The sequence below is a fragment of the Rhizobium sp. P1_E1 genome, from assembly GCF_056406015.1.
This window is the reverse complement of the sequence record NZ_JBFUAY010000002.1, coordinates 158,629-177,861: the sequence shown is the minus strand read 5'-3', so window position 1 is coordinate 177,861 and position 19,233 is coordinate 158,629. Positions and strand designations below refer to the sequence as shown.

The window sequence follows — 19,233 nt, the reverse complement described above, 5'->3', positions numbered from 1 at the left end:
GGTGCAGTGATGGTAATGTCGGCAGCGTCCTTCCAGCCGGGGACACGGGGTTTAGCGTTTGCCGCAGGTGTTTGCGTTCCGTAAAAGGCGATCGTCTTCGCAGTCGCCTGATTGCATGTCGGCACATAGGTTCCCGACACCGGCCGGCATCGCGAGAGGTAGCGCCCCGCATCGCGCAAGCCTGCGTCGATCTGCATACGCTCCCAGAAGATGCTGCCAAACTCCAGTATCCCCGCCGCAAAGAGCGTCACAAAGGGGATGGCGAGCAGCGCTTCGGCAAGCACCGCGCCTTCCTCCCGCCGCCAGAAGCCGGGGCAAAGCCGATGCCTGATAAAGTTGCGGAGCGCCATCATCTGACCAGCTCCGCTTCTTCCCGGAGGAAATCTTCGAGTGTGCCCCGTCCACCCTTGCCGCTGATGTCGATCACTTCGAGCGACAGATAGCGTTCGCTGCCGGCCTTGATCGCCGGTTTGGTCATGAACATGCGGGCGAAGGCAACCGCCTGCGTCTGCTTCTGACCGTTCAGATGGCCGATCGATGCTTCGTAGCCGCAATTGACGATCGCGGCGAAGATCTCACGACGATCGCCATACTCGTCCGCCGTGTAGTTCGAAAGGGAAGGTCCCGAATAGCACTGGCCGCCGCCTGTCGTCGGATTGCCGACCTCGCCGTTCGCCGAGGCATGGTTGAGTAGCGCCGGGGTGTTGAGTTCGTAACGATAGACATCGTAGGCGGAGGGCCGGCTCGGTGTTCCGGTGGCTGTCGGCGGATAGCTGGAATGATTGCTGAGAATGGCGCTGACCGACGGCGGCGTCCCGCCCTGTGCGACGCTCCAGTAGTTTGCGTAGTTCCAATTGTTGCTGCTGCTGATCTTGCCGCCGCCAAGCGTGCTCATGGCTGAACCGTAGCCCAACGGCACCGCCTTGGTGACATCACCGACCGCGCTGCCGACCATTGCCGGGTCGTAATCCTTGCAGCCGTTCTGTCCCGTTTGCTTTTGTGCGGAGCGCACGTTCTGGGCCGGGCGATAGCGGCCGTCATTGCGCGAGCCCTTGAACGACCCCTCATAAATGCCGAAGCGCGTATTGACGCCAGCCTCCACAGGCCCGGCGACGGCACCCGTCTTGGTATCCAGGCTGTCCTGCGTATAGCAGGCTCCCGGATTGCCGGTGGCGAGAGCCTCCGCCAGCACGTTTGCGCCATTGCCCAGCGGTGTCCGCAGGAACCCGAAATTACCAGGCCCGGGATTGGACGAAGACGTGCTGTTCATTTCGATCTGCCGGCCGTAGAGATTGCCGGCCGCGAAGTTGGTGTGGAGATCCGCCGCCGCCTGTTCGTTGGCGGCCGGGCTCGTATTGCCGGCCGGCTCGTAGGGATTGCAGATGAAGAGCGGCGTGATGTCACAGGCGCTGGCATGGTATACGGCCACAGCATCGGCAGCGATGTTGATCGTATTGCGGGTGAAGCCAACGGGGATCGGAAAGATCGTCTGCATCGCCTGCGGCTTGGCGATGACCCAGGCGTAGGACGCTTCGCTGGCCGTGGTCGTTTGCATCGAAGACGGGATGGGCGTGTCGTCGTTGGCCGGGATGCTCTTCAGAAAAAGCACGGTGACAGTGCTTCCGGCATCGTTGCCGGCGTGGTAGGCCACGGTAATATGCGAGCCAAGCGACATGCCGGCCCCGCCCCCGGAAAAAGCCGCGCTATTGGCGATTTTCTCGATCGACGTCTGCGCCCTCGAAATGGCATCATCGCGGCCATCGAGTTCGCGGGCTCCGGCCAACGCCATCGCATCGACCGCGTTCTGGAGATCGGTATGCAGGTTGCTGCTGCGGCCGACGTCGATGATCAGCAGCGAAAAGCCGAGAAGCATAGGCATGGCGATGAGCGTCAAGGCGATAACATAGCCACGATGATCGTTCCAGAACCGTCTGACAACCCTGCTCAGCATTGGCATACCCCCATCACGGCGCTATCGCCGTGACGACCCTGTTTCGTGCATTTTCCCTTCCGGCGCGCTACCGCCGTTCATGCCTTTCGCCAGCTATTGGCTAACGGTGGCCACACTGGACGCCCCATTAGCCCCCATGGCCGGCGACGGCGGAACAACGCCCATCCCGCCGTTCTGGTACTGCGTGACCACCCTGCGGATCACCTTGCCGTCGCTTGCGATTCGGGTTCGCTGGGCTTCCGGCGGGAACGGGTCCTCGATATGGATGGCCTTGTTTGCTTCCACAGCATTCCCGAGCCCGAAGGTGATCGAGTCGCGATGGTTCATGTAGTCGGCGCAACCGGAAGCAAGGCCGGCGGCTGCAAGGACGAAAAGGACGCGCTTAGCGTTTTGTAACAACAACTTGGCCTCCCTGGTTCAGGTCGAGACGATGGCCATAGGGCCCAGTCACGCCGACGCCATTGCGAAAGCGTCGGAGCATGTCCTTGTCGACTTCCAAGACACCGAGCGCGAAAAGTTCGACGTCATTGGACGAGCGCGTCTGATCGAGCGGACTGTAGAGGTCCTCACCCGGGCGGGCCGGTCGCACAATGTGCGGGGTGACGACGATAACGAGGTCGGATTCCTTCTTCTGGAAACTCGTCGAACGGAACAGTGCGCCGAGGATCGGTATCTTCCCGAGGCCCGGCAGTTGCTGGATATCTTTGGCATTGATCGACTGCAGCAGGCCCGCCATGGCAAAGCTCTGGCCGTCACGAAGCGCTACCGTCGTGCTGGCAGCGCGTGAGATGAAACCCGGATTGCCGTTGACGCTGATCGACGGATCAAGCTCGGAAACCTCAGGCTCGATCTCCAGATTGATGACGCCGTCGTCAAGCACCACCGGCTTGAAGGTCAGCCGCACACCAAAGGGGCGATAGTCCGTCTCGGTGGCGACTGTCGTGCCGTTGTTCGTCGTCTTCAGGATCGGCACTTCACCGCCGGCATGGAAGCTGGCGGTCGAGCCGCTCATGGCGATAAGGTTCGGCTGAGCCAGACGACGCACCAATCCCTTCTGCTCGAGCGCATTGATGACCACGTCGATGCGGCCGCCGGAGATTTCCAGCACCTTGGCGATCAACTGGCCGAAGGGCAGCATACCCGTTGCCGCACCCTTGGGGTCAAGGAGGCTACGGGCCAGGCTGCCGTCATCATTCACGGTGATACCCTGGCTGGTCGTTGCCTTGCCGATGCCGTTGTTGCCGTGCCCGGACCAACCGATCCCGAGGTCACGACCCGTCGTGCGTGAGGCTTCAATGATACGGACCTCCAGCATCACCTGCTGGCTGTCGCTGACGCGCAACTGGTTCAGCACCGGTTGGTCGGAATAGGACTGGGCGACTTCCATCACCCGCTGCAATTCAACGCCGTCACGGACCATGCCTGTCAGGCGAATGCGATTGTTGGAGTTGACCACGGTAACCCGGGCCGAGGGCGCGGCAGACCGAATGGCGGCGGCGACTTCGGTGAAATCGCTGGCAACGCGGATGTCGATGACACCGAGAAGCGACTTGTCGTCGCCATAGACCGAGATATTGGTGGCGCCGATCTGCTTGCCGCGAATGAACAGCGACCGGTCGGAGAGCGGCACCACGTCGATCATATCGGCGCTGCCGATGACCAGATCGCCGAAGGGCTGGCCGGTATTGAGCGTCAGCGTCGCGTTCGGAGGCAACGTCACACGCTGGACCGATTTGCCGAGCGTGACCGACTTTTCCTGTGCGTTGGCGCAGCCGGCAAATCCGGGCCCTAAACACACACAGGCCGAAAACACTGCCGCCAGTGCCGCAAGGCTTTTCGTCCTTGCGATTCGTCTCTTACCGTTCGCCATGCCTGCTTTAGCCCCCTCCTTCGGCTGGCCGCACCTGCGGCAGGCCGCATAAACATCACTGGACCAGGCCGACTCGGTGCTCCTCGCGCTTCGTCGTGTTCCAGACCCCCACTGTTACCCACTTCGGCTCGACCGACAACACCGGCTCAACCTTTGGCTCCACAATCTGCACTTGTTTTTCAGGTTCTGGCAACTTATTCTTTTCCAGATCATTGCCGAGCTCCGCCGCCATCGCCCCGCCACCGAGGTCGGCGACGGTGATCTGCCGGGTTTGCTCGATGGAAGAAGAGGCAATATTGCGAAGCGCCAGCGACAGCGTGCCGATACTGGAGCCGAGGGTAAGGCGCTGCGCCTCATCGGTCGTGACCTCAAAGGTCACGGTTTTCACGACGGATGGCTCGTCCTTGCGCTCGTCTGCCGTCTGGTCCACCGCCAGCACCTTGACGCCTTGCAGCAGCACATCAACCAAGCTCTGATCGTTGCCCGCCGGCCCGCGCACGACCCGTGTCAGAAGCACGTCGACGCGATCGGAAGGCCTGACGAAGCCGGCAACGCCGAGCACGTCGTTGACGCGGATGGAAACCGCCTTCATGCCCTGGTCGAGCGCCGCCGACAGCGTGGCGCGTTCGCCGGCACCAGTGATTTTCGAGGATAGCACCGGCTCGCCGGGGTCGATCGCCGCCATGGCATAGCGGGGCTGGGCATCGCTGCCAACGACCGCCTCGATGCTGACGAACGAGCCTGCGGGCGTTTCATTCGAGGGCCACGGAATGGCCCTGAGATTTTCGGATCGGATCCGGTCACCGAAGCGCATTGGCTTGTCGGCGACAACGAGTGTTCTTTCCTCGGCCTTCATGCCGTTCATCGCCAGCAGCAGGGCCTTCTGATCGGAGAGATACTCGCGCATGCCGAACACGGCTGCTGCTGCGAGCACAAACGCAATAACGAGACTTAAAATCGTTGAGGAACGCATCGCGGTTACTCGCTACACTGGACGGAGCGCATCCATTCATTGATGCTAATTTAGAAGAGAGGGGTTAATAAAACCCCTCGCTTTTTCGAACGCCAATATCAGGCGGCTGGGGCGGTCAGGTTGGTCGTAAACCAGCCTGCCCAGCCGTTCCAAACGGTAGCCAGATTGGTGCCGGCCAATGTCACCGCCGTGATCACGCCACCAACCAGCAAGGCAAGCAGAATGAGGTATTCAGTGAGTGCGACGCCGTCTTCTTCCCGCGCGAAAGCGCGTACGCTATTTACAAAGGCTTTCATCGAGAATTTCCTCCCAGATAAGTTGTGCGCCGTATTCCCCCCGGCCGCCCTGTCGTCGAGACCGCCTCTTCGACTGGGACCATTAATAATCTCTTAACTCTAATTTAGTCAATCGTTTTATACGCAAGCTCTCGACATCTATACTTTATGGTTAAGACCAAAGTCCCGGTGCCCATTCGTAAAAACTGCCTCAGTCGTCTTGATTTACTGTAGAGCAACTTGCAAATCAGGCTATAATAGCCCAAAAGGGTGAATACCATGCCGCAAATGATCGATGTTATTAGTTCGCTTTCGGTATTTCTTTTTCTCTACGCCGCCTGGACCGATTTCCGCACATGGAAGATCCCCAATACGATCGTGCTCGCGCTCGTTGCATTTTATGCATTGCGCACGATCGCCGTGATCCTTGGCTCACAGGATGTCGGCGCTGCGCTGTTTGCTTCGAGCGGAATTGGCGGCGACGTCGGAGCCGGTCTGCTGATGTTCGCCCTTGGGGTGGCGCTCTGGGCGTTCCGGCTGTTTGGCGCAGGAGACGCCAAGCTTTTCCTGCCGATCGGCCTTTTTATCGGATGGCACGGAATGCTGCCGTTTTCGTTTTTGCTCCTCGTCCTCGGCATCGTGACGCTCCTGGTCCTGCGGCTGCCGGTGCCGCTGCCCGTCGCACATCTCGCCTTTTTCATGCGCGTCGAGGAAATCCGGGCGAGCCGGAAGGTACCTTATGGCGTCGTCATGGTTTTCGCCGCGCTCCTCACCTTGGCTTTGCCCATTATCCGACAGCAGCTACGTTGACCCAGCATCGACATAGCTGCTTTCTCGCAAGAGCCCCATTGCCAAAGCAGGATGTTGCGCGCCTTGCAGATGCGGTCGATCTCTGGCCAATAGGCATTCAGCTTCCTGATGTCCGCGAAGGGATGCAGATGGTGCGCGGCGTCGATCGCGGCAAGGTTGGAGGGGGGGCAAGTGTCGGGCATGACTGGGAAAAGAGCCCCGCGGATTGAAAGGCCTCTATCGATGGGATAGGAGCTTGGCCTTGCCCCGGAGGATTTTCAAGGTCATGGCGAGCGAYAGGATGAACGGCAAGACCGATGGCGACGACCCGCGTTTCGAGGTCCTGATCGTCGGCATGAACGGCGACCTGCGCGGCAAGCAGCTTCCGCTCGACGCACAAGGTAAGGTCTGGGCCGGCGAGATCCGCCTGCCGACGTCGACGCAATCGCTCGACATCTGGGGCGACGACAATGACGACATCACCGGCCTGTCGCTGACGATCGGCGATCCCGACGGCATGGTCGTTGCCGACCGGCGCAGCCTGGCGCCGATGCCCTGGGCGCCGGAGGGCTCGATGCAGGTGCTCGCCACCATGCACGAATTCGACGGCAGCCCGAGCTTCATGGATCCGCGCGCCATCCTCGCCGCAGTGCTGGAGCGCTATGCCACGCGCGGCCTCACGCCTGTTGTGGCAACCGAGCTGGAATTCTACGTGATGTCGGGAGACTGGCGCGAGACCGGACGCCCTTCCCCGCCCGAAAGTCTTACTTATCGCGGCGAACCAAACGGTTTCCAGCTCTACGACATGAGCGCTGTCGATGCGCTCGACGGCTATCTCAGGACGCTGAGGGCCTATGCGAGCGCACAGGGGCTGCCGGCGGATGCGACGACGGCGGAATTCGGTCCGGGCCAGTTTGAGGTCAACCTGCTGCACCGCGCCGACGCGCTGGCAGCCGCCGATGATTGCCTCTATCTCAAGCGCATCGCCGAACAGGCGGCGCGCCGCCACGGGTTGAAATCGACCTGCATGGCCAAGCCCTATTCCGACCATGCCGGCTCCGGCCTGCATGTGCATGCGAGCATCATCGACCGGCAAGGCCGCAACATCCTCGACGCCAAGGGCGGCGAGCCGAAGCGGCTCAAATCGGTGACAGCGGGCCTACTTAACACCATGCGCGAGGCGCAACTGATCTTCGCTCCCTTCGCCAATTCCTACCGACGCTTCCAGCCGGGCTCGTTTGCGCCTGTCGATCTGACCTGGGGCAGCGGTCATCGCGGCACGGCGATCCGCATACCCGACAAGGATGGGCCGGCCGCACGCATCGAACACCGCGTCGCCGGCGCCGATGCCAATCCCTATCTGCTGCTCGCCGCAATCCTTGGCGGCATGCTCACCGGTCTCGATGGCGAACTCGACCCCGGCGAAGAGACGACGCCCTCGCACACGCCGGTGAATTCGACGCGACTGACGCATGATTTCCTCAGCGCCGTCGAGACCTTCCGCACCTCGCCTTTCATCGCCGATATCTTCGGCCCACGTTACCAGGCGCTCTATGGCGACACCAAGCGCAAGGAAGCGCTTGCGCATCTGCGCACCGTTTCGGATTTCGACTACCGCACTTATCTGCCGCGGTTCTGAAGCCTCTGTCGCGGCCGAGTTACGCAGCAGGCTCGCGGCGTTCGCTGGCGTCCACCTGGGCGGCTAGACCCTGCTTGACGAGAACCTTCAATTCGCCTGGATGCAGCCGGATCGAGACGTCGCGTTGGAGCGGCAGCAACTCGCCGTCCATGACGCAATTGGCCTTGAAGCGCAGTTTGGGGAAATGCAGGTGCACTTCGGCCGGGTGCAGCACCATGACATCGGCATTCTCGCGGACCTTGCCGCGCAGCATGTCGACGGCGAGTCGGGCGACACCCAGAGGCTTCAGCGGATTTGCCGTGTAGAAGCCGAGTTCGCCGCTTGTCAAATTATCGGCGTAGAGCAGCGCATTCTCACCGAAGGGATTGTTGGAGACCGAGATCGCCGACACCCTGCGGCGCTCCCGCATGCCGGCCGCCTCGAACTCGACCTCGAATTCCGGCGGGTTGAAGATAACACCCAAAGCCGCCTTCGTGCTTGCCCGGATCTTGCCCAGCCGGGAACGATAGCTGTAGGCGTTGCGGTAGCGCACCATGCGGGCATGCAGGCCGGCGGAAAACTGGTGGATGAAGGGACGGCCGTTGGCGCTGGCGATATCGACATTGTCGACCTCGCCGGAAGCAAGCACATCAAGCGCCTGCCAGATATCGAGCGGCACCCGCAGCGAGCGGGCAAAGAGGTTCATCGTGCCGGCGGGCACGACGCCGAGCGCAATTCCGTTTTTCCAGGCGATCGATGCCGCTGCCGAAATCGTGCCGTCGCCACCGCCGGCGACGATACCGTCGATATCATCGCGCTTGGCCGCCCGCTCCATGGCGGGAATGATTTCCTTTCCTGAGAAGACGATGGCGTCGAAATCGTGTCCCGCTTCGCGGAAAGCCGCTTCCGCCCTCTTCTCATAGGCCAGCATGTCGGTGGTCTTGAAGGTACCGCCGTCGCGATTGAAAAAGCCTACAAGCTTCATGAGAGCTCCCGTCTCTGGCGCGGAAAATGCTCCTGCCTTGCCCTTGAGATGGTTGCAGTATCGGCGATTTCAAGCGCAGCCATCTTTCCGGAGAAAGGACAGAAATGCAAAAATTGCAATAGACGTATGCACATAGCAGGACGCTGCACTGCAAAAAATGCACTCGACGGCGGCCGAGAGGTCACGGATAGATGGCGTATTGGAGACCTCGTCTCCACCTCCCGCCATTTCCACCGATCGGCTCGCGGCCGCGCCTGCGTCAGGGGCCATTGCCAAGCAGAAACCGCCTCGAGGAGCTCTCGTGAGTGAGATTGCCGCCAATATTTCAGTCGATAGTCGGGACTCCATTGATAGCCAGGATGAAGAGCTGCCGTCGGCAATGACCGTGGCGCTGGTCCAACTGGCGCTGGCCTGCGGCGGCTTCGGCATCGGCACCGGCGAATTCGCGATCATGGGGCTGCTGCCCAATGTCGCCGACACCTTCTCAGTCACGACGCCACAAGCCGGCTACGTCATCAGCGCCTATGCGCTCGGCGTCGTCGTCGGCGCACCCGTCATTGCCGTGCTCGCCGCGAAGATGGCGCGCCGCACCCTGCTTTTGACGCTGATGCTGATCTTTGCCGCCGGCAACATATCAAGCGCCATGGCGCCGACCTTCGAAAGCTTCACGCTGCTGCGCTTCGTCAGCGGCCTGCCGCACGGCGCCTATTTCGGCGTCGCGGCCCTTGTCGCCGCCTCGATGGTGCCGGTGCATCGCCGCGCCCGTGCCGTTGGCCGCGTCATGCTCGGCCTGACCGTTGCGACACTTCTCGGCACGCCGTTGACGACATTCTTCGGCCAGTCGCTCGACTGGCAGGTGGCGTTTTTCTCGGTCGGCGTGCTCGGCCTGCTGACGGTGGCTCTGATCTGGTTCTACGTTCCGAAGGACAGGGTTTCCGAGGAAGCTGGCTTCCTGCGCGAACTCGGCGCCTTCCGCCGGCCGCAGGTGTGGCTGACGCTCGGCATCGCCGCCGTCGGTTACGGCGGCATGTTCGCGATGTTCAGCTATATCGCCTCGACGACGACTGAGGTGGCTATGCTGCCGGAAACAGCCGTTCCGATCATGCTGGTCCTTTTCGGCGTCGGCATGAATGCGGGCAATTTCATCGGCTCGTGGCTCGCCGACAAATCGCTGCTCGGCACGATCGGCGGGTCGCTCATCTATAATGTCGTCGTGCTGACCACCTTCTCGCTGACCGCCGCCAACCCCTATATGCTCGGCCTTTGCGTCTTCCTCGTCGGTTGCGGTTTTGCCGCCGGTCCGGCGCTGCAGACGCGGCTGATGGATGTCGCCGCCGATGCGCAGACGTTAGCGGCAGCTTCCAACCATTCCGCCTTCAACATCGCCAATGCGATCGGCGCCTGGCTCGGCGGTCTCGTCATCGCCGCGGGCTACGGTTTTGCGGCGACCGGCTATGTCGGTGCGGTGCTATCCTTTCTCGGCCTCTTCGTCTTTGCAGCCTCGCTACGCCTCGAGCGCCGCGACCGGAGCGCGCAGGCCGTCTGAGGCCAAGCGCAGCTCGCGGCCTTCCGGGCTGCAGAAGACATAATCGTCACCCCAGGCGGCCAACGCCTGGATGACAGGCTTCAGCGTCATGCCGAGCGGCGTCATTGCATATTCCACCCTCGGCGGCACGACCGGATAGACGGTGCGTGATACCAGACCGGACTCTTCCAATTCACGCAGTTGCTTGGTCAGCATGCGCTGGGTCACGGCCGGCAGCTTACGCCGCAATTCATTGAAGCGCAGGGTTCCTTCCATCAGATGAAAGAGGATGACGCCCTTCCACTTCCCGTCGAGGTAAGTCAGCGTCGCTTCGACCGGGCAGCCGGGGAAATTCTTGACGAGCTTGGCGCGCGGCAATGACATTTTACAGTATCCTTTTGGGTACTACGTACAGAATTTGTGCATTCTTGCGTTGTCAGACCATAGTGCGCATCTAGCTTCCGTGCAACGAACACAGGAGTTTCCCATGCGCGCCGTCGCCTATAAAACGCCCCAACCGATCTCCGCCGAGACCTCGCTGATCGATGTCGAGCTGCCGATGCCGGAGGCTAGGGGCCACGATCTGCTCGTCGAAATCAAAGCCGTTTCGGTCAATCCCGTCGACGTGAAGGTGCGCGCCCATTCCGCACCTCCCGCGGACGAGCTCAGGGTGCTCGGCTGGGATGCCGCCGGCATCGTCAAGGCCATCGGCACTGATGTCACCCTGTTCAGCCCCGGCGACGAGGTGTTCTACTCCGGGGTCATCAGCCGCCCGGGCAGCAATGCCGAATTCCATCTCGTCGACGAGCGCATCGTCGGCACCAAACCGAAAAGCCTTGATTTCGCTGCTGCGGCCGCCCTGCCGCTGACCTCGATTACGGCCTACGAGGCGCTGTTCGACCGGCTGAAGGTGCAGGACGCGGTTTCAGGAGCGGGACGCTCCATCCTGATCATCGGCGGCGCTGGCGGCGTCGGCTCGATCGCCATTCAGATCGCCCGAGCATTGACCGATCTGACGGTGATCGCCACGGCCTCGCGGCCGGAGACGCAGGACTGGGTGAAGGAACTCGGCGCGCATCACGTCGTCGACCATTCCAAACCGATCGCGCCGCAGGTGGCAGCGCTCGGCATCGGCGCGCCGGGATTCATATTCTCGACCACCAATACCGACAGCCATATTGGCGGCATCGTCGAAGCGATTGCGCCGCAGGGCCGCTTTGCATTGATCGACGATCCGAAGACGCTCGACATCGTGCCCTTCAAACGAAAGGCCGTCTCAGTTCATTGGGAGTTGATGTTCACCCGCCCGCTCTACGGCACGCCTGACATGATCGAGCAGCACAAGCTGTTGAACAGGGTTTCCGAGCTCGTCGACGGCGGAAAGATCCGCACGACGCTTTCAGAGATCGTCGGGCCAATCAATGCGGCAAACCTCAAGACGGCGCATGCCATGGTCGAAAGCGGCAGGATGAAGGGCAAGGCTGTGCTTGCAGGATTCTGAGATTCTAGCCAGCAGGCCCGGCATTTCCCGCAAGGTCGTATAAACCCGCCTGGAATGCCGCATCGCAGGGTGCGACATTCTGGCGTTAAGCATTTACCCCGCTTGACTTTTTCCGCGTTCGGGACCACCTAGCACTCACGTGGACGACACTCGTCAGCCACGGATTTCAACGGAGCCATCATAACGATGCCAAGCGACAGTAGCAGTCGATTGCCCTTGCCGTACGCGACCCTCGTGCGCTGACCGACTCCTGTCGGCTCGCCCGATCGGACGCTACGGCGGATCGACGGAAAGGCGAGCCTCAAATGAATATCAGTCGCTTCCCTCTTCGGGCAGGCCATGCCGCCCGTGCCTTCATCAACAACAGCCGCGGCGCAACGATCGCCGAACGCGTCGAAGCGTTGAACGCGCTGAGCATCCAGGACGCCGGGCGTGTTCTATGCGGCATGCCGCTCGACTATGCGGTCAACATTCTCGACCGGCCGGAGCTTCGCAACGCCGCACAGATTCTTGCGCTGATCAGCGCCGAGGACGCCGCACGGCTGTTGCACGGCATGTCCAACGACCGCGTCGCCGACGTGCTGCTTGAACTCGACGGCGAGACTCGCGCCCGGCTGTTCTCCAGCCTCGACGAACCGGTGCGCATCGCGATCCAGCACTTGATGGGCTATCCGCCGCGCACGGCCGGCGGCATCATGACGACGGAGTTCGTCAGCGTGCCTGATAGCTGGACCGTCGCCCGCACACTCGACCATGTGCGCCAGGTCGAACGTTCGCGCGAGACCGTCTACGCCATCTATGTGCTGGACGAGGTCAGCCATGCGCTGCTGCATGTGGTGACGCTGCGTCGCCTCATCACCGGCGAGCCGGACGCTTCAATCCTCTCGGTGGCACAGAAGGGCGCGCCGGTATCGGCGGATCCGCTGATGAAGCAGGAGGATGTCGCCCGGCTGATCCGCAAGCACGACCTGCTCGCGCTGCCGGTGACCGACGAACATGGGCAGATGCTCGGCATCGTCACCGTCGACGACGTGATCGACACGATGATATCGGACACGACGGAAGCGGCCCAGAGGTTCGGCGGCATGGAGGCGCTCGGCCAGCCCTACATGAAGATCAGCTTCGCTGGCATGATCCGCAAGCGCGCCGGCTGGCTCGCGGCCCTGTTCCTCGGCGAGATGCTGACGGCAAGCGCCATGCAGCATTTCGAAGGCGAGCTGGAAAAGGCCGTGGTGCTGACGTTGTTCATCCCGCTGATCATGAGCTCGGGCGGCAATTCCGGTTCACAGGCAACCTCGCTGATCATCCGGGCGCTGGCGCTCGGCGAGCTGAAGCTTTCGGACTGGTGGAAGGTGCTTTTGCGCGAACTGCCGACCGGCGTCGTGCTCGGCGCGATCCTTGGCCTCGTCGGCTTCGTCCGCATCGTCTTCTGGCAGTCGGCCGGGCTCTACGATTACGGCCCGCATTGGCAGATGGTCGCCGTCACGGTGTTTGCCGCCCTGATCGGGATCGTCACCTTCGGCTCGATCTGCGGCTCGATGCTGCCCTTCTTGCTGCAGAAGCTCCGGCTCGATCCGGCCAGCGCCTCGGCCCCCTTCGTCGCCACGCTGGTCGATGTCACCGGGCTCGTCATCTACTTCTCCGTGGCGCTGCTCATCCTCAGCGGGACGCTGCTCTAACCTGCAAGCATGCCCGAGGGGAATTATTTTCCCTCGGGCAGTTTCAGCGGCCCGTGCGTCTTGATGCTGCGGATGGCGAAATTCGAGCGGATGTCGCTGACATTCGGCAAGGTCAACAGCGTTTCGGTCAGAAGCCGTTCGTAGGCGGCGAGATCCTCCACCACCACTTCGGCAAGGAAATCGGCCGTGCCTGAAATCAGGAAGCAGGAGACGATCTCGGGGATGGCGAGTAGCGCCTTCTGCTGCGCCTCGGAATTTTCGCGGCTGTGCTGGACGACCTTGAATTCGACGAAGACGGTGAGGCCGAGACCGACCTCCTTGCGATCGATATCCGCCGTGTAACCGCGGATGATCCCGGACCGTTCGAGATTGCGGATGCGGCGCAGGCAGGGCGACGGCGAAAGGTTCACCTTCTCGGCTATCTCGACATTGGTGGCCCGCGCATCCTCCTGCAGGCACTTCAGGATGGCGATATCGAATTTATCGAGATTTGGCATTTTCGTGATCCCTGCTGGCATCAATTGGCAGAAGATTGCGCATAACATGATTTTTGAGCTAGAGATAGCAAGGACATGCCCTGACCTCTGGCGCTAGTCTTCTCTTCAACCGGACAGGCTCCGGATGAAAGAAAGGACAGGACGATGACCACCATTGCTTTCACGAACGACAAGTCGCCGTCGCAGGTACTGGGTTATGCCGGCGGCACTATTACCGTGCTGATCTGGGCGACATGGTTTCTTGTCACCCGCCACAGCGCAGCAACGCCGCTCGGCTCGATCGACATCGGGCTGATCCGCTTCGGAATTCCGGCGCTGGTGCTTTCACCCGTCTGGCTGAAGACGGGGCTGCTGCCGAAGGCCCTGCCACTTCACCTGCTGGCAATCATGGTGTCAGGCTCCGGCGCCGTCTTCTTCCTGCTGACGACGCTGGCAATCCACTCGACGCCGGCCGCCTCCTCAGGGATCCTGCTCGGCGGCTCCATGCCGCTTGCCGCGGCGCTGATCGGCATTATGCTGTTTCGCGAAAGACCCGACAGCACCCGCATCGCTGGGCTCGTTGCGATCGTCGCCGGCGTGCTGATCCTGCTCACGCGCAGCCTTGCGGACGCCTCGCTGCCATGGACGAGCTTCGTGCTGTTGCCGGCCGGCGCCGTTTTATGGGCAAGCTATACGCATGCCTTCCGCCGCTCGGGCCTGACCGCCGTGCAGGCGAGCGCCTTGATCGCCGTCTGGTCCTTCCTGATCATGGGCGCGCTCGCCCTCATCTTCGGCATCTCGCTGCCACAGGTTCCTCTTCAGGAGATCAGCCTGCAGGTGCTGAGCCAGGGCGTTCTTTCCGGCCTCGTCGCCATGGTCGCCTACGGCACCGCCGTCAGAACACTCGGGGGAACACAGGCCGCCGCCTTCACGGCGCTGACGCCGGTGCTCGCAACGCTTGGCGGCGGCTTGCTGCTTGGCGAAGCCATCGGCATGACGGAAATCAGCGCCGCCGTGATCACCGGCATCGGCGTGGCGCTTTCGACTGGTATTGCGGCACCGCGCCGCTGAAATCCAACACCAACGGCAGATGAAAGCCGCCTGCAGCCATCGCTGCGGCGGCTTTTTCAATGGAGACGGCGTCCTTACCGAGCTTCGAACGGCCAAGTCAGGCCTGGATGACGACGACCCTGGCGCCGACCTCGACGCGGCTATAGAGGTCGATCACGTCGTGGTTCATCATGCGGACACAGCCGCTCGACATGGCGAGACCAATCGATTGCGGCTGGTTGGTGCCATGAATGCGAAAATGGGTATCGTTGCCGCCGCGAAAGAGATACATGGCCCGCGCACCGAGCGGGTTGTTCGGGCCGCCCGGCATGCCGCCGGCAAGCTTGCGATAGCGCTCTTCACGGCGCTGCATGTTTTCGGTGGGCGTCCAGCTCGGCCACTCGGCCTTGCGGCCGATATAGGCGTTACCTGCAAAGGCCAGCCCCTCGCGACCGACACCGACACCATAACGCATCGCCCTGCCCCCGCCGAGGACGTAATAGGCGCGGCGCGCGGGTGTATCGACGATCACGGTGCCGGCAGCATGGGTGGTTTCGTAGGCCACTTCCTGGCGGCGGAGCTCCGGCTTGATCTTGTCGATCGGCACCTGCTTCAACGGGAATTTTTCGTCCGGAAGTGCAGCATAATTGGTCTGGCTGTTCAGACCGGTCGAAGAGCAGCCGGCCACGAAAAGCGGCAGGGCGATCAGGAAGCCCCGGCGGGAGATCGTCATGAATGTGTCCTTAGTGCGTCAACACGATGTCGCAAGCTAAGGAAATTATGGTTAACGAACGGCTAACAGCCTCCGGTAGGAGGCGATCACGAAGGCGTCAGCACGTGAAATTGTCGGCCGCGAGGACAAGCCGCCTCACATGTTCGGATAGACCGGCCCCTCGCCGCCCTGCGGCGGCACCCAGTTGATGTTCTGGTTGGGGTCCTTGATGTCGCAGGTCTTGCAGTGCACGCAGTTCTGGGCGTTGATGACGAAGACGTCCTTGCCATCCTTTTCCACCCATTCATAAACGCCGGCCGGACAGTAGCGCGTCGATGGGCCGGCATAGATGTCGTGTTCCGAAGTCTTCTGCAGCGCCATGTCCTTGACCTGCAGATGCACCGGCTGGTCCTCCTCGTGATTGGTGTTCGACAGGAACACCGAGGACAGCCGGTCGAAGGTCAAGACGCCATCGGGTTTCGGATAGGCGATCGGCTTGTGCTGTGAAGCCGGCTCCAGGCTCTCAGCATCGGTCTTGCCATGTTTCAACGTGCCGAAGACGGAAAGGCCGAACAGCGTGTTGGTCCACATGTCGAAGCCGCCGAGCGCTACGCCAAGTGCGGTGCCGAACTTCGACCACAGCGGCTTGACGTTGCGCACCCGCTTCAAATCCTTGCCGATGTCGCCCTTGCGCCATTCAGTCTCGATCTCGGTCACTTCGTCATGACTGCGGCCTGATATAATCGCGGCGGCGATCTTCTCGGCCGCCAGCATGCCCGACAGCACCGCATTGTGGCTGCCCTTGATGCGCGGCACGTTGACGAGACCGGCCGAACAGCCGATCAGCGCGCCGCCGGGGAAGGAAAGCTTCGGCACCGACTGGTAGCCGCCCTCGGTGATGGCACGCGCCCCATAGGAGAGCCGCTTGCCGCCCTCGAAGGTGGTGCGGATCGCCGGATGGGTCTTGAAGCGCTGGAATTCCTCGAAGGGATAGAGATAGGGGTTCTTGTAATTGAGGTGGACGACGAAGCCGACCGCCACCAGATTGTCTTCCAGGTGATAGAGGAAGGAGCCGCCGCCGGTCTTCATGCCGAGCGGCCAGCCGAAGGAGTGCTGCACCAGGCCCGGCCGATGGTTCTCGGACTTSACCTGCCAGAGCTCCTTGATGCCGATGCCGAAYTTTTGYGGTTCACGGTCTTTCTGCAGATCGAACTTGGCRATCAGCTGCTTGGCGAGCGAGCCGCGCACRCCCTCGCCGATCAGCACATATTTGCCGAGCAGTTCCATGCCGCGGGTATAGTTCGGSCCGGGCTCGCCGTTCTTCTCGATGCCCATGTCGCCGGTGGCGACCCCGATGACSGCACCYTCGTCATTGTAGAGCACTTCYACTGCRGCAAAACCCGGATAGATCTCGACGCCGAGTTCTTCGGCCTTGGTCGCCAGCCAGCGACAGACGAGGCCAAGCGAGACGATGTAGTTGCCGTGATTGTTCATCAGGGGCGGCATCAGCACATTCGGCAGGCGAACAGAGCCGGCCGGACCRAGCAGCAGGAAGTGATCTGATGTGACCTTGGTCTTGAACGGATGATCGGCCTCGTCGCGCCAGCCGGGCAACAGCCGGTCGATGCCGATCGGGTCGACCACGGCGCCCGAGAGGATATGCGCGCCGACTTCCGCGCCCTTCTCCAGCACGACGACCGACAGCTCCGGATTGACCTGCTTCAACCGGATCGCCGCCGCAAGACCGGCAGGACCGGCGCCGACGATCACCACGTCGAATTCCATGCTCTCGCGTTCGGGCAGCTCAGTCGTCTCGGTCATTCACTCGTCTCCGCTTGGCGGCACGCGGCCGTCATCCCCGTCATGGCACTTTCTTGTCAAAACGAGAAAGCATTGTCGAGCCGGGATACGACAGCCAATCTTCCAATTCGCACAATGATGACGTCTCGTGAGGCAGAATTACATAACGCTTACGTTAACGTCAATTGTCAACGCTGTCGAACCGGTCACATTCCCTTTCCTTTTCCGCTGCTTGCGCCTTATACATCGCTCAGACAGTTCGGAGGACAATCATGGATCTCGGCATCAAGGGCAAACGGGCACTCGTCCTCGCCTCTTCGCGCGGCCTCGGCCTCGGCATCGCCGTGGCGCTGGCGCGGGAAGGCGCAAACGTGCTGCTCTGCGGGCGCAGCGGCGAACAGCTGGACGCCAATTGCAAGGCGATCAATAGCGAAGGCAAAGGCCGGGCCGACTGGATCTGGGCCGATCTCGGGGACGAACGCTTCGTCGAAATGACGACGACGGCGGTGAAGGAGAAGTTCGGCGGGCTCGATATCCTCGTCAACAATACCGGCGGACCGACGCCCGGCACGACGGAGGACATGACGGGCGAAAAGCTCGAAAGCTATTTCCTCTCCATGGTCGCTCGGGTGATCACGCTCACCAATGCGCTGCTGCCCGGCATGAAGGCGCAGGGCTGGGGCCGCATCCTCACGGTTGCCTCATCCGGCGTGATCGAACCAATTGCCAATCTGGCGCTGTCGAATACGCTGCGCCCGGCCCTTGCCGGGTGGAGCAAGACGCTTGCCTCCGAAGTGGCGAGCTTCGGCGTCACCACCAACCTGCTCCTGCCGGGTAGTATCCTGACGGCGCGGCTCGACGATCTCGATGGGGCTGCGGCAAAGCGGACTGGCAAGAGCCTCGAGGAGATCCGTACCGCCAAGGAAGCGCGCATTCCGGTCGGCCGCTACGGCAGGGTCGAGGAATTTGCCGCAACCGCTGCCTTCCTGTGCAGCCAGCCGGCAAGCTACATCACAGGCTCGCTCATCCGCTGCGATGGCGGCGCGGCGCGGTCCGTCTGACCATTCCCTCTCAGCCGACGCGGGCCGCCGCCGCCCATGTCGCCGCACTTCGGATCATCTGTTCGACGTAAGCCGGATCGTCCGCAAATTCGGCGAGTTCGGAAAGACGATGGAAACCCGTCAGGATCGCAATGCGCCGCCGGTCGAGCCTGCGTCCAGTCAGCATTTCATAGGCCGATACGATGCGGGCGGTCAGATCGGGCGAGATGAAGTTCGAATAGATGAATTCCTGGTGCAACGGGCCAAAGCCTGAATCGCCAAAATCATAAATGCCATTCAGCCGCTTTTGCGCATGGTCGAAGGCCATGTTCCAGCCATGACCATCGAAAAAGCCGTAGATGCTGCCGTAAGGATCGGGCGGCAAGGCTTCGAAATCGAAAATGATGGCCTGGGCAAAGCTCTTGATGTCAGGCGGCAGCAGCGGCAAAGCCCTCGTTCGCACCGCTTCCGGCGATTGCCATGGCTGGATCGCGCCGGCACCGGCCGAGCGCAGGCGATCGGCATCGAGCACGTGCAACTCGGCGTAAAAGCGGGCGAGATCTTCGGCGAGATGCTGACGATCGCCTTCGCCAAGCGCATCGTAATCTTCGGCGATGAGATGTTCGCCGTCGAGCTTGGCATGGCTGGAGAAGATCGGCGGCCCGTCATGAATGCGCATATCTGGAACCGCCATCGACAACGACGGCCGAACGATGTCGAGCAAGGCGGCTTCCTTCTGAAGCGCTCTTTCCGCGCCGAGATTGCGAGGAAACTTGAAGATCAGCGTGTCGTCAACGTCGACCGCCATCGAATCCCAGCCCTTCGCCGCCAGCTTGAAGACGGATGCCGTGAGTTCAGGAAACACACTTATGATGAGAGAACGAAATTCGCTGGCGTCCAACTCGGTCATGACGACCTGCCTTCTCTAGTTTTTTCCGTGTTCTTCGCGGCGGGCAAATGACGGCGCACGGATCGACATCGTCTTGTCG

At 61.7% G+C, this 19,233-nt stretch carries 20 protein-coding genes; 8 read left to right on the top strand and 12 right to left on the bottom strand.

Annotation, left to right across the window (positions count from 1 at the left end; genetic code table 11):
• The 6 genes from AC1D1Z_RS02310 to AC1D1Z_RS02285 all read right to left on the bottom strand — a co-directional run.
• Nucleotides 1–353, bottom strand: a 353-nt coding sequence (locus tag AC1D1Z_RS02310; protein WP_477849363.1) for a TadE/TadG family type IV pilus assembly protein, incomplete at its 3' end; no start/stop codon positions are given.
• A complete protein-coding gene (locus tag AC1D1Z_RS02305) occupies nt 350–1,951 on the bottom strand; it encodes a TadE/TadG family type IV pilus assembly protein (RefSeq protein ID WP_047621476.1) in 1,602 nt (533 codons plus the stop codon). The genes AC1D1Z_RS02310 and AC1D1Z_RS02305, both read right to left, overlap by 4 nt.
• Before the next feature lie 93 nt (nt 1,952–2,044).
• The gene (locus AC1D1Z_RS02300; protein ID WP_047621631.1) at nt 2,045–2,350 is read right to left on the bottom strand and encodes a hypothetical protein; all 306 of its coding nucleotides are present in this window, start codon (nt 2,348–2,350) and stop codon (nt 2,045–2,047) included.
• Nucleotides 2,334–3,821, bottom strand: coding sequence for a type II and III secretion system protein family protein (locus AC1D1Z_RS02295; RefSeq protein WP_047621475.1), 1,488 nt, complete (start codon nt 3,819–3,821; stop codon nt 2,334–2,336). The genes AC1D1Z_RS02300 and AC1D1Z_RS02295 overlap by 17 nt, the downstream gene beginning before the upstream one ends.
• A 55-nt stretch (nt 3,822–3,876) precedes the next feature.
• The gene (gene cpaB, locus AC1D1Z_RS02290; RefSeq protein WP_047621474.1) at nt 3,877–4,794 is read right to left on the bottom strand and encodes a Flp pilus assembly protein CpaB; all 918 of its coding nucleotides are present in this window, start codon (nt 4,792–4,794) and stop codon (nt 3,877–3,879) included.
• A 98-nt stretch (nt 4,795–4,892) separates the two neighbouring features.
• Nucleotides 4,893–5,090, bottom strand: coding sequence for a Flp family type IVb pilin (locus AC1D1Z_RS02285; protein ID WP_018241340.1), 198 nt, complete (start codon nt 5,088–5,090; stop codon nt 4,893–4,895).
• A gap of 258 nt (nt 5,091–5,348) precedes the next feature.
• On the opposite strand from AC1D1Z_RS02285, the gene AC1D1Z_RS02280 reads away from it, so the two are divergent.
• The 3 genes from AC1D1Z_RS02280 to AC1D1Z_RS02270 are packed head-to-tail and all read left to right on the top strand — an operon-like array spanning nt 5,349 to nt 7,497.
• A complete protein-coding gene (locus tag AC1D1Z_RS02280) occupies nt 5,349–5,879 on the top strand; it encodes an A24 family peptidase (RefSeq protein WP_047621473.1) in 531 nt (176 codons plus the stop codon).
• 38 nt (nt 5,880–5,917) lie between these two features.
• On the top strand, nt 5,918–6,088 hold the full coding sequence (locus AC1D1Z_RS02275; RefSeq protein WP_317277591.1) for a hypothetical protein: 171 nt from the start codon (nt 5,918–5,920) through the stop codon (nt 6,086–6,088).
• A 56-nt stretch (nt 6,089–6,144) separates the two neighbouring features.
• Nucleotides 6,145–7,497 (top strand): glutamine synthetase family protein, encoded by a 1,353-nt coding sequence (locus tag AC1D1Z_RS02270; protein ID WP_047621472.1) that lies wholly within the window; start codon nt 6,145–6,147, stop codon nt 7,495–7,497.
• 19 nt (nt 7,498–7,516) lie between these two features.
• Here AC1D1Z_RS02270 and AC1D1Z_RS02265 read toward each other — a convergent pair whose 3' ends face one another.
• Entirely contained in the window at nt 7,517–8,461 is a 945-nt protein-coding gene (locus AC1D1Z_RS02265; protein WP_047621471.1) for a diacylglycerol/lipid kinase family protein, read from the bottom strand.
• Nucleotides 8,462–8,762: 301 nt separating this feature from the next.
• Here AC1D1Z_RS02265 and AC1D1Z_RS02260 point away from each other — a divergent pair, with 301 nt between their 5' ends.
• The gene (locus AC1D1Z_RS02260; RefSeq protein WP_018241336.1) at nt 8,763–10,007 is read left to right on the top strand and encodes an MFS transporter; all 1,245 of its coding nucleotides are present in this window, start codon (nt 8,763–8,765) and stop codon (nt 10,005–10,007) included.
• Here the strand turns inward: AC1D1Z_RS02260 and AC1D1Z_RS02255 are convergent.
• Entirely contained in the window at nt 9,966–10,370 is a 405-nt protein-coding gene (locus AC1D1Z_RS02255; RefSeq protein ID WP_018241335.1) for a winged helix-turn-helix transcriptional regulator, read from the bottom strand. The two genes, AC1D1Z_RS02260 and AC1D1Z_RS02255, sit on opposite strands and share 42 nt — an antisense overlap.
• Nucleotides 10,371–10,473: 103 nt before the next feature.
• On the opposite strand from AC1D1Z_RS02255, the gene AC1D1Z_RS02250 reads away from it, so the two are divergent.
• Both AC1D1Z_RS02250 and mgtE read left to right on the top strand, forming a co-directional pair.
• Nucleotides 10,474–11,487 carry a zinc-binding alcohol dehydrogenase family protein gene (locus AC1D1Z_RS02250; RefSeq protein ID WP_446981168.1) on the top strand — a complete coding sequence of 338 codons (1,014 nt, stop codon included), beginning with the start codon at nt 10,474–10,476 and terminating at the stop codon, nt 11,485–11,487.
• A 305-nt stretch (nt 11,488–11,792) separates the two neighbouring features.
• Nucleotides 11,793–13,166 carry a magnesium transporter gene (gene mgtE, locus AC1D1Z_RS02245; RefSeq protein ID WP_446983267.1) on the top strand — a complete coding sequence of 458 codons (1,374 nt, stop codon included), beginning with the start codon at nt 11,793–11,795 and terminating at the stop codon, nt 13,164–13,166.
• A 23-nt stretch (nt 13,167–13,189) separates the two neighbouring features.
• Here mgtE and AC1D1Z_RS02240 read toward each other — a convergent pair whose 3' ends face one another.
• The gene (locus AC1D1Z_RS02240) at nt 13,190–13,711 is read right to left on the bottom strand and encodes an Lrp/AsnC family transcriptional regulator (protein WP_026230818.1); all 522 of its coding nucleotides are present in this window, start codon (nt 13,709–13,711) and stop codon (nt 13,190–13,192) included.
• 96 nt (nt 13,712–13,807) lie between these two features.
• On the opposite strand from AC1D1Z_RS02240, the gene AC1D1Z_RS02235 reads away from it, so the two are divergent.
• Entirely contained in the window at nt 13,808–14,713 is a 906-nt protein-coding gene (locus tag AC1D1Z_RS02235; RefSeq protein WP_018516526.1) for a DMT family transporter, read from the top strand.
• A 97-nt stretch (nt 14,714–14,810) separates the two neighbouring features.
• Here AC1D1Z_RS02235 and AC1D1Z_RS02230 read toward each other — a convergent pair whose 3' ends face one another.
• Both AC1D1Z_RS02230 and AC1D1Z_RS02225 read right to left on the bottom strand, forming a co-directional pair.
• A complete protein-coding gene (locus tag AC1D1Z_RS02230) occupies nt 14,811–15,425 on the bottom strand; it encodes a L,D-transpeptidase (RefSeq protein WP_017990864.1) in 615 nt (204 codons plus the stop codon).
• Nucleotides 15,426–15,560: 135 nt separating this feature from the next.
• Entirely contained in the window at nt 15,561–17,225 is a 1,665-nt protein-coding gene (locus tag AC1D1Z_RS02225) for an electron transfer flavoprotein-ubiquinone oxidoreductase (RefSeq protein ID WP_446975609.1), read from the bottom strand.
• 251 nt (nt 17,226–17,476) lie between these two features.
• Here AC1D1Z_RS02225 and AC1D1Z_RS02220 point away from each other — a divergent pair, with 251 nt between their 5' ends.
• Nucleotides 17,477–18,265 (top strand): SDR family oxidoreductase, encoded by a 789-nt coding sequence (locus AC1D1Z_RS02220; RefSeq protein WP_446983266.1) that lies wholly within the window; start codon nt 17,477–17,479, stop codon nt 18,263–18,265.
• Between the two features lie 10 nt (nt 18,266–18,275).
• Here the strand turns inward: AC1D1Z_RS02220 and AC1D1Z_RS02215 are convergent, their stop codons facing one another.
• The gene (locus AC1D1Z_RS02215) at nt 18,276–19,154 is read right to left on the bottom strand and encodes a phosphotransferase family protein (protein WP_446945500.1); all 879 of its coding nucleotides are present in this window, start codon (nt 19,152–19,154) and stop codon (nt 18,276–18,278) included.
• Between the last annotated feature and the right edge of the window lie 79 nt (nt 19,155–19,233).